Raw genomic sequence first — 14,116 nt, 5'->3', positions numbered from 1 at the left:
AGGGTACGACCGTGACCGCAACCGCCTTCACCGCCGAGCCCCCTCCTTCGACGGCGGCCCGGCATCTGCAGCGCGGACGGGAGCATTACGCGGCCGGCAGGATCGACGAAGCCATCGCCGCCCTGCAGGCCGGGCTCGATGCGGCCGGCAGGGATTCGGTCGATTCCGAAACGATAGCCGGCCTGCACGCCGAGCTCGGCACTGCCTACAAGCGGTGCGGCCGTCTCACGCTGGCGTCCGGAAACTACAAGGCCGCGCTGCAGCTCATGCCTCAGCTTGCGTCCTGCTGGTACGATCTCGCCGACGTGCAGCTCCGGACCGGCCGGGCCCACGAGGCCATTCCGCTTTACCTTGAGGCGCTGAAGCTGACGCCGACACATTGGGAGGCGCGCACCCATCTGGTCGAGGCCATGATGGCGACCAAGCAATATCCGACGGCCAGGGCATTGCTGCAGGAATTGCAGGCGGAACGGCCGCAGGCCGGCCAGATCCACTACCTGCTCGGCAAGGTCTGCTTCGAGCTGAACGAGATGGAATCGGCGATCCGGCATTTCGAACAGGCGATCGCGCTGGACCCGGACGATGCCGACAGCCGCTACTGGATCGGCGGCGTCAGGTACAAGGCCGGCGACCTCGATGCCGCCGCGGCCGCCTACGCCGCCGCCACGCAAATCCGGCCGCTGGTCCGGCGACGGGCGATCAAGACGCCGCCGGATTTTCGCATGCTCGCGATCTACGCTCCCTTCAGCGGCAACACGCCGATCCTGTACCTGTTCAAGGACGCGACCTACGACATCGATACGGTGGCGTTGTTCGGTCCCGGCGAGCCCGACAGCCCTCCGCCCGGGGACATCGACGTCGTCATCAACCTGATTTCCGATGCCGACCAGGCCGCGGCGATGCTGCCGGTGGCCACGCATCTCGCCGACCGGCTCGGCAAGCCTGTCGTCAACGCCCCGGGCAGGATCATGCGCACGACGCGCGATGCGGTAGCCGATCTGCTTTCGGGTATCCCCGGCTGCCGCGTTCCCCGCATCCTGCGCCTCGATGCCGGCACCGAGGTTTCCGTCACAGCACTTGCGGCGCGGCTGCCGTTCGCGTTCCCGCTTCTCGCCCGGCCGGCCGGCACCCATGGCGGCGACGACTTCGAGAAAGTCGAGAGCCTCGATGAGCTCGCGCAATTTCTCGCGCGGCGTCCAAAGGACGACCACTACGTCATCGAATTCATCGACTACGCGTCCAGCGACGGCCATTTCCGGAAATACCGCTTCATCTTCGTCGGCGACGAGATCCTGCCCTACCATCTGGCGATCGGAAACGACTGGAAGGTGCACCACGTCTCGACGGACATGGCCGGCCAGCCCTGGATGCAGCGGGAGGAAGCGGCATTTCTGGCCAATCCCGGCGCGGTGTTCAGCGCCGGCAATTTTCAGGCGCTGCGCACGGTGCGCGAACGCGTCGGACTGGATTATTTCGGCATCGACTGCGGGCTCGATCCACAAGGCAATCTCGTCGTGTTCGAGGTCAATGCCTCGATGCTGGTGCACGACGACAATGCGGAATTCCCCTACAAGGATCCCTTCGTCCGCGTCATCAAGACCGCCTTCGAGGCCATGTTGCGAGAGCGCGCCGGCCGCTAGCCCTACCCCACCCAAAATCCCGGCAGCGTAGGCTCCAGCCTGCCCCCGATCCGCACCGGCGCGATCCTGAGCGCGAGCCCCGTCGCATCGTCGGTCTCGACCGCGACGCCGCTGAGCGTTGCAGCCCCCGCCGCCGGTTCGAATCGCCCCGAGGGGATGCCGGTGGTAAAGCGCCGCAGCGGTTCTTCCTTCTGCATGCCGATGATCGAATCGTAATCGCCGGTCATGCCGGCGTCGGTCATGTAGGCGGTGCCGCCTGCGAGGATCTGGTGGTCGGCGGTCGGCACATGGGTATGGGTGCCGACGACGAGAGAGGCGCGGCCGTCGCAGAAGAAGCCGATACCTTGCTTCTCGCTGGACGCCTCGCCATGGAAATCGACCACGATGGCGTCGGCGGCCTGCCGCAGCGGGCAGGCTTCGAGTTCGCGGGCAAGCACCGCGAAGGGATCGTCGAATGGCGTCATGAAGACGCGGCCGATGGCGTTGACGACCAGCGCGCGCTGGCCACCTTTGGTGTCGACCAGCGCCGAGCCGCGGCCGGGCGCGCCCCTCGGAAAATTCGCCGGGCGGATCAGCCGCGGCGCCCGCTCGATGAATACCAGCGCCTCGCGCTGGTCCCATGAATGGTTGCCGAGCGTGACTGCGTCGGCGCCGGCATCGAGGAATTCCTGGTAGATCGCTTCCGTGATGCCAAAACCGCCGGCAGAGTTCTCGCCATTGACGACGACGAGATCGAGACGGAAGTCGCGGATCAGGCCAGGCAGATGTTCGGAAACAGCGGTGCGTCCGGTCCTGCCGACCACGTCACCGACGAAGAGAATGCGCAAATCACGGACTCCGGAAATCGAACGCTTTCGTTTCCGTTAGCACATAATCCAGGGGCACGTCGTGCTGCAGCGCCGGCACAGCGTCGACTTGCTGGCCCGAAAAGGCCAGCCCGATTGCCACAAACCCTTTCGATTTGTGCAGATGCGCCAGCGTGCGGTCGTAGTGACCGGCACCATAGCCGATGCGGTGGCCGGTGCGGTCGAAGGCCGCGAGCGGCACCAGCACGATGTCGGGATGGATTTCGGCCGCCGCTGGCGACGGCTCCAGGATGCCGAGCGGGCCCGGCAGCAACCGGTCGCCGGGATGAAAGCGGCGGAAGATCAGCGATCGGCCGCGCGCGGTAATCACCGGCAGCGCCAGCCTTGCGCCTTGGCTGGCGAGCGCCTGCATCAGGGGCGTCGGGTCGAGTTCGCTTCGGATCGGCGAATAGCCGGCGACGACGGCGCCGGGTTTCATTTCCATCGGCAGTCCGCGCGCGGCCAGTGCCTGCGCCGCGGCGGCGCGCTCCGTCTCGCTCAACGCATCGCGCGCCGCCAACGCCGCGGTGCGCAAGCTTGATTTCGATGTGACCGAGGAATCCAAGGGATTGGCACTCACCGTCATGGCCGGGCTTGTCCCGGCCATCCACGACTTGCTTGGTTGCGCAAATCAAAGACGTGGATGCTCGGGACCCGGCTGCGCCAAGGCTTCGCCGGGCATTCCTGTGTTAGTCCGCCGAAGCTTTAGCGAAGGCGGGCAAGCCCGGGCATAACGACAACTAACGAGCCCGGCCAAGAACAATGTTTGCAACAGAACAAGAAACAAAAGTGCGAAGCCGCGATGGCCGTTGGAGCGCTCGATCCCGGAGTTCCCTACGAAAGTAGGTGGGCACCATGTGACCAAGTCCACGGACCTGGCCAGGGACAGTTCCCTGAAGGATCGATAAGGCCCCGGGGATATATGGCTCCTGACGCGCGACACAGCTTCGCGGGGGCAATGTAACCACGATGGAACCAAACCGCCAGCGTTAAGGCTGGGCTTCGGCCGGCAGATTGGGACCTTCTCCCGTCATTGCGAGGAGCCCTTGCGACGAAGCAATCCATACTTCCACTGCGCCGCTATGGATTGCTTCGCGGAGCCTGTCATCGGGCGCGCGTTCGCGCGACCCGTTGGCTCGCAATGACAGAGGAAGCAACGGCTACCCGATCGCGACACCGCCGCCGATGGTGCGGTTGAGGATTTGCGTGGTGCGCTCGATGCGGTCGGCGGCGGCGTTGAGCGCGTTGGCGACCGCGGTCTGCGTCACCCGCGCGCGGTCGGCGGACGCGGCACGGACGCTGCGCAACTCCCTGACTTCCTCCTCGAGCTGGCGGAGCCGCTGGCCGGCGTCGAGCAACTCGTCGCACACCGTCAGCGCCGCCATCACGGTCAGCCGCGCATCGCCGATCTCGCCGAATTTGCCGCGCAACTGTCCGATCCGCGATTCGAGGTTGTCGGCGAGCGTCAACAGCCGCGCCTCCTGCCCGTCCTCGCAGGCCATCCGGTACTGCCGGCCGTTGATGGTGACGTTGATGTGGTTCATGTCTCCTCTCCGGCCGACAGCACCTCGCGGATGGTGCCGATCGCGGCATCGAGCCTTTCTGCGATCTCGCGATTGACGCGCTCGAGCCGCCGCGATTTCACCAGCGAGCCGTCGAGTTCGTCGGCGAGCCGCGAGCGATCGGCGCCGAGCGCCTGGATCCGGCTCGCCAGCTCGTTCTCGTCGCGGTCGGCCTCGCGGCGCCGCTCGACCGCGCTTTCCAGCGCTTCCAGCGCCGTCATCAGCCGTCGTGTCGCGGCATCGATATCGGCCGATGAGAGCTCTGAATTGCCCGAACCGTTGGCGGGGCGATCGTTCATTCGAAGGTGCTGACCCTTGGTTGTTTGAGCATGATCTTTTCGGAAAACCGGTTCCCACTTTTCCGGATCATGCGCCGGCCGCGCCGGGAATCTCCCGGCTCAGCAAGCGCTTAGACGGGGAAATTTACGTGGCCGGCGGGGCCAGCGCAACGCCGCTTGCAAGCTATGCACCGCAAAGCAACTTTTCCCACCCCTGGCGCGTTTGACTGCTTGGACTCAATGGAACCGGGATGCTATCCAGCCCTCGCTTCCCGTTGCCAGCAGGCTCGTGCCGAGGCTGTCCGCTTCATCCGGCGGATCGCTGCCAAGCCTCTCATTTCAGGCGGATTTCATCATGACGCGCGTCGATCACTCCCGTATGGCCAATGCAATCCGGGCCCTTGCGATGGATGCCGTGCAAAAGGCCAATTCCGGCCATCCCGGCCTGCCGATGGGCGCCGCCGACATCGCCACCGTGCTGTTCACGCAGTTCCTGAAATTCGACGCCGCCGATCCGAAATGGCCGGACCGCGACCGCTTCATCCTTTCGGCCGGGCACGGTTCGATGCTGCTCTATGCAGTGCTGTATCTCACCGGCAACGCGGAAATGACGCTCGACCAGATCAAGCGTTTCCGCCAGCTCGGTTCCATTACTCCCGGCCATCCCGAGAATGTCCTCACCTCCGGCGTCGAGACCACCACCGGCCCGCTCGGCCAGGGCGTCGCCTTCTCGGTCGGCTCGGCTTTGGCCGAGCGGCTGCTGGCGGCGGAGTTCGGCGAGGATATCGTCGATCACTACACCTATGTGCTGTGCTCCGACGGCGATCTGATGGAAGGCGTCAGCCATGAGGCGCTGTCGCTCGCCGGACATCTCAGGCTCAAGAAGCTGATCTTCCTCTATGACGACAACGGCATCACCATCGACGGCCCGATCACGCTGACCGACAATGTCGACCAGGTGGCGCGCTTCAAGGCGCATGGCTGGAATGCGGTCCGGATCGACGGCCACGATCAGAAGGCCATCGCGGATGCCATCACCAAAGCGCAGAGTTCCGACCGTCCCTCGCTGATCGCCTGCAAGACCACGATCGGCTTCGGCGCGCCGCACAAGGCCGGCACCAACAAGGCCCATGGCGAACCGCTTGGCGCCGAGGAACTGCTGGAGGCCAAGAAGGCGTTGGGCTGGAATTACGGCCCGTTCGAAATTCCCGACGACGTGCTGGCGGCCTGGCGCAATGTCGGCAAGCAGGGCCAAAGCGCCCACGCCGACTGGAACAGCCGCTTCGAGGCCAAGCCCGACGCCGCGCGGGCCGAATTCACCCGCCGCGTGATCGAGCGCACGCGCCCCGGAGGCCTTGCCGAAACCATCCGCAAGCTGAAGGAGAAACTCATAGCCGAGCCGCCGACGGTCGCCACCCGCAAGGCGAGCGAGCTGGCGCTCGACGTGCTGGTGCCGCTGATGCCGGAACTCGTGCTCGGCTCGGCGGATCTGACGCCCTCCAACAACACCCGCACCAAGGGCCTGAAGGAAGTGACGCCGGACGATTTTTCCGGCCGCTACATCCATTATGGCATCCGCGAGATGGGGATGGCCGGGGCGATGAACGGCCTCGCGACCCATGGCGGTTTTGCGCCGGCCGGCGGCACTTTCCTGTGCTTCACCGACTATGCGCGCGGCGCGATGCGGATTTCGGCGCTGTCGCATGCACCGGTGGTCTACATCATGACCCATGATTCGATCGGGCTCGGCGAGGACGGTCCGACGCACCAGCCGGTCGAGCACCTGGCGGCGCTCAGGGCGATGCCGAACATGCGCCTGTTCCGCCCAGCCGACGCGGTCGAGACCGCCGAATGCTGGCAGCTGGCGCTGGAGAAGCTCACCGGTCCGACCGTGCTGGCGCTGTCGCGCCAAAACCTCACCCCGGTGCGCACCACCGCGAGCGCCGAGAATTTGTGCAGCCACGGTGCCTATGAACTGATCGCCGCCCAGGGCGAGGCCAAAGTCTCGATCTACGCCTCGGGCTCCGAGGTCGAAATCGCCGTCGCCGCCCAGAAGCAGCTAGCCGGACGCGGCATTGCGACCCGCGTGGTGTCGGTGCCCTCGCTGGAATTGCTGCTGGAGCAGCCGGCAGACCGCCGCAAGGCGATCATCGGAAATGCCCCGGTCAAGGTCGCGATCGAGGCTGCGGTCCGGTTCGGCTGGGACGCGGTGATCGGGCCGGACGGGATTTTTATCGGCATGCACAGTTTTGGCGCCAGCGCGCCGGCCAAGGATCTCTACCCGCATTTCGGGATCACGGCCGAGGCGGTGGTCGAGGCTGCGTCGAAGCGCGCGAATGGGAAGTAGCGTTACCGGAACATTCGGGATTATGATGCATTGCAGCGTCAGCGCCCTTCAGGGCCATGAAAATGGCCCGGGAACCGGCCAACGGGCCGCAAAGCACGGGATCTTGGAACCTTTGAGGAGAAGTTGAATGGCAATCCGGGTCGGAATCAACGGATTTGGCCGAATCGGCCGTAACGTGCTGCGGGCGATCGCCGAATCCGGCCGCAAAGATATCGAAATCGTCGGGATCAACGATCTCGGCCCGGTCGAGACCAACGCGCATTTGCTGCGCTTCGATTCCGTGCATGGCCGCTTCCCCGGCACCGTCACCGTCGAAGGCGATTCGATCAGTGTCGGCAACGGCAAGATCAAGGTTTCGGCCGAGCGTGATCCCTCAAAGCTGCCGTGGAAGGAACTCGGGGTCGACATCGGGATGGAATGCACCGGCATCTTCACCGCGAAGGACAAGGCTTCCGCGCATTTGACCGCCGGCGCCAAGCGCGTGCTGATTTCGGCGCCGGGCGAGAACGCCGACGCGACCATCGTCTACGGCGTCAACCACGACACGCTGACCAGGGATCAGCTCGTGGTCTCCAACGGCTCCTGCACCACCAACTGCCTCGCGCCGGTGGCCAAAGTCCTGAACGACAGCGTCGGCATCGAGACCGGCTTCATGACCACGATCCACGCCTATACCGGCGACCAGCCGACGCTGGATACCCTGCACAAGGATCTCTATCGCGGCCGCGCCGCGGCGATGTCGATGATCCCGACCTCGACGGGTGCGGCGAAAGCCATCGGCCTGGTGCTGCCGGAACTGAAGGGCAAGCTCGACGGCGTCTCGATCCGCGTGCCGGTGCCGAACGTCTCGGTGATCGACCTGAAGATCGTCGCCAAGCGCGCAACCGACGCCAAGGAAATCAACGAGGCGATGAAGCGTGCGAGCGAGCAGCAGCTCAAGGGCATCCTAGCCTACACCAATTTTCCCAACGTCTCGATCGACTTCAACCACGATCCGCATTCCGCCACTTTCCACATGGACCAGACCAAGGTGCAGAACGGCACGCTGGTGCGGGTGATGGCCTGGTACGACAATGAATGGGGCTTTTCCAACCGCATGTCCGACACCGCCGTGGCGATGGGGAAGCTGCTGTAAGAAATAATTTTGCCGTCATGCCCGGCCTTGTGCCGGGCATCCACGTCTTCGTTCTTGGCATTAAAGACGTGGATGGCCGGGACAAGCCCGGCCATGACGTGGAAAGCGTGGCATGACCAAACCATTCCGGACCCTCGATGACGTCGACGTGAAGGGCAAGCGCGTCTTGCTGCGCGTCGACCTCAACGTTCCGATGGAAGACGGCCGCGTCACCGATACAACAAGGCTCGAACGCGTCGCGCCCACCATCACCGAGATTTCCGGCAAGGGCGGCAAGGTCATCCTGCTCGCGCATTTCGGCCGCCCCAAGGGACGCGATCCCAAGGAATCGCTGAAACCGGTCGCCGCTGAACTGTCGAAGGTGATCGGCAAGCCGATCGCCTTCGCCGATGACTGCATCGGCGTGTCGGCGCAAAACGCTGTCGCCGCGATGAAGGATGGCGACGTCCTTTGTCTCGAAAATACCCGCTTCCATAAAGAAGAAGAAAAGAACGATCCGGCCTTTGTCGCGGAGCTCGCAAAGCTAGGCGACATCTGGGTCAACGACGCCTTCTCGGCGGCGCACCGCGCCCATGCCTCGACCGAAGGCCTCGGCTACGTCTTGCCGGCCTATGCCGGGCGCACCATGCAGGCCGAACTCGACGCGCTGGGCAAGGCGCTGGACCATCCGGCCAAGCCCGTGATCGCGATCATCGGCGGCGCCAAGGTTTCGACCAAGATCGACCTTTTGGAAAATCTCGTCCGCAAGGTCGACGCGCTGGTGATCGGCGGCGGCATGGCCAACACTTTCCTGCATGCGCAAGGCGTCCCGATCGGCAAGTCGCTGGCGGAGAAGGATCTGGCGGCGACCGCGCTGCGCATCATGGAGAAGGCGGAAGCCGCCAATTGCGCCATCATCCTGCCGGTCGATGGCGTGGTCGCGTTTCAATTCGCGGCCCATGCGCCGTCGCACGCCTACGGCCTCGATGCGATCCCGGCCGAGGGCATGATCCTCGACGTCGGTCCGCAATCGATCGTGCGCATTATCGCAGCCATCGACGACGCCGCGACGCTGGTCTGGAACGGCCCGCTGGGGGCCTTCGAGCTGGCCCCGTTCGACCACGGCACCGTGGTGGCGGCAAGGCATGCCGCGGCCCGCACCAAGGCGAAGAAGCTGATTTCGGTCGCCGGTGGCGGGGACACGGTGGCGGCGCTGAACCAGGCCGGCGTTGCCCAGGATTTCAGCTATGTCTCGACCGCCGGCGGCGCGTTTCTTGAATGGATGGAGGGAAAACCCTTGCCCGGCGTCGAGGTTTTGAGAATAGGCTGACTTTAAGGCATTTTGGGCTTTCGGCCCCAACGCGGAGAACAGGACAGATGGCTCGGATCACGTTGCGTCAATTGCTCGACCATGCGGCGGAGCACGATTACGGCGTGCCGGCCTTCAACATCAACAATATGGAGCAGGCGCTGGCGATCATGGATGCCGCCTCCTCGCTCAACGCCCCGGTCATCATCCAGGCCTCGCGCGGCGCGCGGTCCTACGCCAACGACATCATGCTGAAACACATGATGGACGCGGTGACCGAAATCTATCCGCAGATCCCGGTCTGCGTGCATCTCGACCACGGCAACGGCCCCGACACCTGCATGACCGCGATCCAGGCCGGCTTCACCTCGGTGATGATGGACGGCTCCCTGAAGACCGACGGCAAGACGCCGGCCGACTGGGACTACAATGTAGGCGTCACCAAAACCGTCACCAGCATGGCCCATCTCGGCGGCATTTCGGTGGAAGGCGAACTCGGCGTGCTCGGCTCGCTCGAGACCGGCATGGGCGACAAGGAAGACGGCCACGGCGCGGAGGGAAAACTCTCCCACGACCAGTTGCTGACCAATCCGGACGAGGCCGTGAAATTCGTCAAGGAGACGAAAGTCGACGCGCTGGCGATCGCGATGGGCACCTCGCACGGCGCCTACAAGTTCACCCGCAAACCCGACGGCGATATCCTCGCCATGAACGTGATCGAGGAAATCCACCGCAAGCTGCCGAACATGCACCTGGTGATGCACGGTTCCTCCTCGGTGCCGCAGGACCTGCAGGAGATCATCAACGCCAATGGCGGCAAGATGAAAGAGACCTGGGGCGTGCCGGTGTCCGAGATCCAGCGCGGTATCAAGAATGGCGTCCGCAAGATCAACATCGACACCGACAACCGCATGGCGATGACCGGGCAAATCAGGAAAGTACTGCACGAGAACCCGGAAGAGTTCGATCCGCGCAAATATCTCAAACCCGCGATGGAAGCGATGGCAAAACTCTGCAAACAGCGGCTGCAGGAATTCAATACCGCGGGGCAAGCCAGCAAGATCAAGAAGGTCCTGACCACCGCCGAGATGGCCAAGCGCTACGTCAAGGGCGAGCTTGATCCGAAAGTCGCATGACCGGCGGCGCCTCCCGGGCGGACGGCTGTTCCGCCTCGCGCCCGCGCAAGTTTTCCTCGCAAAGTAATCTTGGGGTTTGCCCGAGAACCGTCTAGTTTGGCCTGCAAATCAACCGTGCTTGCGGAGGAAGCATCGATGAATCTCGCCGATCTCAACAAAGTCGCTCGCGCCATGGTCGCGCCGGGCAAGGGCATCCTCGCCGCCGACGAATCGACCGGCACCATCAAGAAGCGTTTCGACGCCATCAACGTGGCCTCGACCGAGGACAGCCGCCGCGACTATCGCGAAATGCTGTTCCGCTCGTCTGAGGCGATGAGCCGGTATATTTCCGGCGTCATCCTCTATGACGAGACCATCTGGCAGAAGGCGAAGGACGGCACCCCGCTGGTCAAGCTGATCGAGCAGGCCGGCGCGATCCCCGGCATCAAGGTCGACGAGGGAACGCAACCACTGCCGAACTGCCCCGGGGAATTGGTCACCGTTGGGCTCGACCGGCTCGCCGAGCGGCTGAAGAAATATTACGACGCCGGCGCACGCTTTGCGAAATGGCGCGCGGTGATCGATATCGGTCAGAACATCCCCACCATGACCGCGATCGACGTCAATGCCCATGCGCTGGCGCGTTACGCGGCGCTATGCCAGGCCGCGCAGATCGTGCCCATCGTGGAACCGGAAGTGTTGATGGACGGCGATCACGACATCGAGCGCTGTTACGAGGTCACCAAACGCGTTCTCAACAAGACCTTCCAGGAGCTGCGGGTGCAGCGCGTCGCGCTGGAAGGCATGGTGCTGAAGCCCAACATGGTCGTCTCCGGCAAGAAAAGCGCAAAGCAGGCGTCCGTCGAGGAGGTCGCGGAGAAAACCGTTCGGCTGTTGAAGAACTGCGTGCCCGCCGCCGTTCCCGGCATCGCCTTCCTCTCGGGCGGGCAGTCCGACGAGGAGGCGACCGCGCATCTCAACGCCATGAACGCCATCGGCGGCCTGCCCTGGCCGCTGACCTTCTCCTACGGCCGCGCGCTGCAGGCGGCGCCGCAGAAGGCGTGGTCGGGCAGATCCGAAAATGTCGCCGCCGGCCAGCGCGCCTTCAGCCACCGGGCGCAGATGAATTCGCTCGCGAGCAAGGGCGAATGGCAGGCCGAGCTGGAAAAGAAGGCGGCATAGGTTGGCCACCAAATCCGTTCCCGCCCGCCCGGTGCCGCGGATCTATCTCGCGACACCGGAGCTGGACGATCCGCAGCCTTTGATCGCAAGCCTGCCGGGGCTGCTTGCCACGGCCGATGTCGCAGCGGTGCTGGTCCGGCTGAAACCTGTCGACCAGCGCAGCATGATCTCGCAGGCAAAGGCACTGGCGTCGGCGGTGCAGGACAGCGGCGCGGCGCTCTTGCTCGACGGTCGTGTCGAACTGGTCGCGCGTGCCGGCGCCGATGGGGCGCATCTGACCGGTATCGCGGCGCTGCAGGAGGCGCTGCCGTCGCTGAAGCCCGACCGCATCGCCGGCGTCGGCGGCCTCGCGACGCGGCACGATTCGATGACCGCAGGCGAGATAGGCGCGGATTACGTGCTGTTCGGCGAACCCGATGCGCTGGGACAGCGGCCCTCGATGGAGGCCATCGCCGAGCGCCTGCAATGGTGGGCCGAGCTGTTCGAGCCGCCCTGTGTCGGCTTTGCCGCCTCGCGCAAGGAGGCTTATGAGTTCGCCGCGGCGGGCGCGGATTTCATCCTGGCCGGCGATTTGATCTGGAACGATCCGCGCGGGCCTGCGGCGGCGCTTGCCGGGATCGAGCAGGCGATCCGGCAAGCGTATCACGCGGTTGCCGGCAAAGCCGGCGCCGAGCAGGGATAGCGCCGGAAATGAAGATCCTGCGTCCGATATCGGTTCTCGCGATCGCCCTGATCTGGACGGCAAGCGCGGTGGCGCAAATCTCGCTCACGCCTCCGGCAGCCGAGGCGCCCAAGCAGGCGGCGAAGCCGAAAACGAAACCGCACACGATCGCCAAAAAGCCCGCGCAGACCGCCGCGCCGAAACCGGCGGCGACGCCGGTGCCGCCGACCGCGACCGTCGTGCCTGCGCCCGCGCCCGACGATCCCAATGTCGACCTGGTCTATGGCGCCTATCAGCGCGGCTACTACAAGACCTCGTTCGATCTGGCGACCAAGCGTGCGGCGACCGGCGATGTCAAGGCGATGACCATGCTGGGTGAACTCTACGCCAATGCGCTGGGCGTCAAGCGCGACTATGTCAAGGCGCTCGACTGGTACAAGCGCGCGTCCGATGGCGGCGACCGGGAGGCCATGTTCGCGCTGGCGATGATGCGTCTGGAGGGCCGCGGCGCGCCGGCCAACCGCGAGGACGCCGTGAAGCTGCTGGCATCCTCGGCGAAACTCGGCAACCCGAAGGCCGCCTATAATCTGGCGCTGCTCTATCTCGACGGCCAGACGCTGCCGCAGGATGCCAAACGCGCCGCCGAACTGTTCCGGCAGGCCGCCGACGCCGGCAATCCGGAAGCGCAATACGCGCTCGCGACCTTCTACAAGGAAGGCACCGGCGTGCCGAAGGACCCCGAAAAAGCGGTCGAGCTGCTGCGGGCGGCCTCGCTTGCCGACAATGTCGATGCCGAGGTCGAATACGCCATCGCGCTGTTCAACGGCACCGGCACGCCGAAGAACGAAACCGCCGCGGTGGCGATGCTGCGGAAGGCGGCCAGGGCGAACAGTCCGATCGCGCAGAATCGCCTCGCCTTCGTGCTGGTCAATGGGCTGGGCGTGCCGATGGACAAGATCGAGGGCCTCAAATGGCACCTGATCGCGAAAACCGCGGGCAAGGGCGACCCCGTGCTCGACGCTGAACTGGCCAAGCTGAGCCCGGAGGATCGCGCCAAGGCGGAAGCCGCCGCGCGCCTATGGTTGGGCGTCAAATGATCCGCCTTGACGCGACGGCAACCGCAGGGCACCCCACTGCGAGCAATCCCATCAATTCTTCCTGACCTGACGCTCAGGTCCGCAGAGCCTTAGATCATGCTGCATTCAGCCGTCATCAACGTCATGGTCAAGGCCGCGCGCCGCGCCGGCCGCAGCCTCAATCGCGATCTCGGCGAGATCGAAAATCTGCAAGTCTCGCTGAAGGGGCCGGCCAATTTCGTCTCGCTCGCCGACAAGCGCGCCGAGGAGATGATCTACACCGACCTCGCCAAGGCGCGGCCCGGTTACGGCTTCATCGGCGAAGAGGGCGGCAACCGCGAAGGCGCCGACAAGACCCATACCTGGATCGTCGATCCGCTCGACGGCACCACCAATTTCCTGCACGGCATTGCGCAATTTGCGATCTCGATCGCGCTCAAGCGCGAGGACCTGATCATTGCCGGCGTGATCTACAACCCCGCCAATGAAGAGCTCTACATCGCCGAGCGCGGCAAGGGCGCGTTCCTCAACGACCAGCGCATCCGCGTCGCCGGCCGCCGCAAGCTCGGCGAATGCGTGATCGCCTGCGGCCTGCCGCATATCGGGCGCGGCGATCACGAATTGTCGCGCTGCGAGATGGCTGAAATCCAGAACAAGGTCGCTGGCCTGCGCCGCTTCGGCGCGGCGTCGCTCGACATGGCCTTCATCGCCGCCGGACGGCTCGACGGCTATTGGGAGCGCAATCTGCAGGCCTGGGACATGGCGGCCGGACAGATCATCGTGCGCGAGGCCGGCGGCATGGTCAGCGGCATCGAGGGCCACGACGACCCGCTCAAGACCGGCAATGTGATCTGCGGCAATGAATTCGTTCACGCCGAACTGGTGAAGATTCTAAAGCCGCTGGGGAAGTAAGATGGCACGTCGCCTATCTCAGGAGGAGATGCCATGCCGGGATCCGAAAGTTACCCTTACGTCTATGTGAATGCC

Annotated in this window: 13 protein-coding genes and 1 other RNA gene; 9 read left to right on the top strand and 5 right to left on the bottom strand. The window is 64.8% G+C overall.

Annotation, left to right across the window (positions count from 1 at the left end):
• Positions 1–11 precede the first annotated feature (11 nt).
• Positions 12–1,640 carry a tetratricopeptide repeat protein gene (locus tag VK804_RS22890; RefSeq protein WP_325374461.1) on the top strand — a complete coding sequence of 543 codons (1,629 nt, stop codon included), beginning with the start codon at positions 12–14 and terminating at the stop codon, positions 1,638–1,640.
• A 2-nt stretch (positions 1,641–1,642) separates the two neighbouring features.
• On the opposite strand, the gene VK804_RS22885 is transcribed toward VK804_RS22890, so the two are convergent.
• From VK804_RS22885 to VK804_RS22865, 5 genes are all read right to left on the bottom strand, one after another.
• Positions 1,643–2,467: a TIGR00282 family metallophosphoesterase gene (locus VK804_RS22885; RefSeq protein WP_325374459.1), complete on the bottom strand. Its 825-nt coding sequence runs from the start codon at positions 2,465–2,467 to the stop codon at positions 1,643–1,645.
• Position 2,468: 1 nt separating this feature from the next.
• A complete protein-coding gene (locus tag VK804_RS22880; RefSeq protein ID WP_325374457.1) occupies positions 2,469–3,071 on the bottom strand; it encodes a 5-formyltetrahydrofolate cyclo-ligase in 603 nt (200 codons plus the stop codon).
• A gap of 204 nt (positions 3,072–3,275) precedes the next feature.
• A non-coding RNA gene (gene ssrS / locus VK804_RS22875) (6S RNA) lies at positions 3,276–3,436 on the bottom strand.
• Between the two features lie 209 nt (positions 3,437–3,645).
• Positions 3,646–4,029: a cell division protein ZapA gene (locus VK804_RS22870; protein ID WP_325374455.1), complete on the bottom strand. Its 384-nt coding sequence runs from the start codon at positions 4,027–4,029 to the stop codon at positions 3,646–3,648.
• The gene (locus tag VK804_RS22865; protein WP_325374453.1) at positions 4,026–4,346 is read right to left on the bottom strand and encodes a DUF4164 domain-containing protein; all 321 of its coding nucleotides are present in this window, start codon (positions 4,344–4,346) and stop codon (positions 4,026–4,028) included. Before VK804_RS22865 ends, VK804_RS22870 begins: the two co-directional genes overlap by 4 nt.
• A 334-nt stretch (positions 4,347–4,680) precedes the next feature.
• Here VK804_RS22865 and tkt point away from each other — a divergent pair, with 334 nt between their 5' ends.
• The 8 genes from tkt (at position 4,681) to VK804_RS22825 (ending at position 14,041) form a co-directional block, all read left to right on the top strand.
• Positions 4,681–6,672: a transketolase gene (gene tkt / locus VK804_RS22860; protein ID WP_325374451.1), complete on the top strand. Its 1,992-nt coding sequence runs from the start codon at positions 4,681–4,683 to the stop codon at positions 6,670–6,672.
• Between the two features lie 127 nt (positions 6,673–6,799).
• Positions 6,800–7,807 carry a type I glyceraldehyde-3-phosphate dehydrogenase gene (gene gap / locus VK804_RS22855; RefSeq protein WP_325374449.1) on the top strand — a complete coding sequence of 336 codons (1,008 nt, stop codon included), beginning with the start codon at positions 6,800–6,802 and terminating at the stop codon, positions 7,805–7,807.
• A gap of 112 nt (positions 7,808–7,919) precedes the next feature.
• Positions 7,920–9,116: a phosphoglycerate kinase gene (locus tag VK804_RS22850; protein ID WP_325374447.1), complete on the top strand. Its 1,197-nt coding sequence runs from the start codon at positions 7,920–7,922 to the stop codon at positions 9,114–9,116.
• Positions 9,117–9,163: 47 nt separating this feature from the next.
• The gene (fba, locus tag VK804_RS22845) at positions 9,164–10,231 is read left to right on the top strand and encodes a class II fructose-bisphosphate aldolase (RefSeq protein WP_325374445.1); all 1,068 of its coding nucleotides are present in this window, start codon (positions 9,164–9,166) and stop codon (positions 10,229–10,231) included.
• 135 nt (positions 10,232–10,366) lie between these two features.
• On the top strand, positions 10,367–11,392 hold the full coding sequence (locus VK804_RS22840) for a class I fructose-bisphosphate aldolase (protein WP_325374443.1): 1,026 nt from the start codon (positions 10,367–10,369) through the stop codon (positions 11,390–11,392).
• 1 nt (position 11,393) lies between these two features.
• Entirely contained in the window at positions 11,394–12,074 is a 681-nt protein-coding gene (locus tag VK804_RS22835; protein WP_325374441.1) for a thiamine phosphate synthase, read from the top strand.
• An 8-nt stretch (positions 12,075–12,082) separates the two neighbouring features.
• Positions 12,083–13,150 carry an HcpA family protein gene (locus VK804_RS22830; RefSeq protein WP_325374440.1) on the top strand — a complete coding sequence of 356 codons (1,068 nt, stop codon included), beginning with the start codon at positions 12,083–12,085 and terminating at the stop codon, positions 13,148–13,150.
• Positions 13,151–13,246: 96 nt separating this feature from the next.
• On the top strand, positions 13,247–14,041 hold the full coding sequence (locus tag VK804_RS22825; protein WP_325374439.1) for an inositol monophosphatase family protein: 795 nt from the start codon (positions 13,247–13,249) through the stop codon (positions 14,039–14,041).
• The last annotated feature ends 75 nt before the right edge of the window (positions 14,042–14,116 follow it).

Origin of the sequence: Bradyrhizobium sp. (genome assembly GCF_035484855.1) — a bacterium.
In the GTDB taxonomy this organism is placed as follows: Bacteria; Pseudomonadota; Alphaproteobacteria; order Rhizobiales; family Xanthobacteraceae; genus Bradyrhizobium.
This window is presented reverse-complemented; position numbering and strand designations above follow the sequence as displayed.

Bases quoted from the DNA above. Each gene is read 5' to 3' on its own strand.
- VK804_RS22880 (WP_325374457.1), bottom strand. From the start codon at position 3,071: ATGACGGTGAGTGCCAATCCCTTGGATTCCTCGGTCACATCGAAATCA.
- VK804_RS22870 (WP_325374455.1), bottom strand. From the start codon at position 4,029: ATGAACCACATCAACGTCACCATCAACGGCCGGCAGTACCGGATGGCC.
- VK804_RS22865 (WP_325374453.1), bottom strand. From the start codon at position 4,346: ATGAACGATCGCCCCGCCAACGGTTCGGGCAATTCAGAGCTCTCATCG.
- tkt (WP_325374451.1), top strand. From the start codon at position 4,681: ATGACGCGCGTCGATCACTCCCGTATGGCCAATGCAATCCGGGCCCTT.
- gap (WP_325374449.1), top strand. From the start codon at position 6,800: ATGGCAATCCGGGTCGGAATCAACGGATTTGGCCGAATCGGCCGTAAC.
- VK804_RS22850 (WP_325374447.1), top strand. From the start codon at position 7,920: ATGACCAAACCATTCCGGACCCTCGATGACGTCGACGTGAAGGGCAAG.
- fba (WP_325374445.1), top strand. From the start codon at position 9,164: ATGGCTCGGATCACGTTGCGTCAATTGCTCGACCATGCGGCGGAGCAC.
- VK804_RS22840 (WP_325374443.1), top strand. From the start codon at position 10,367: ATGAATCTCGCCGATCTCAACAAAGTCGCTCGCGCCATGGTCGCGCCG.
- VK804_RS22830 (WP_325374440.1), top strand. From the start codon at position 12,083: ATGAAGATCCTGCGTCCGATATCGGTTCTCGCGATCGCCCTGATCTGG.
- VK804_RS22825 (WP_325374439.1), top strand. From the start codon at position 13,247: ATGCTGCATTCAGCCGTCATCAACGTCATGGTCAAGGCCGCGCGCCGC.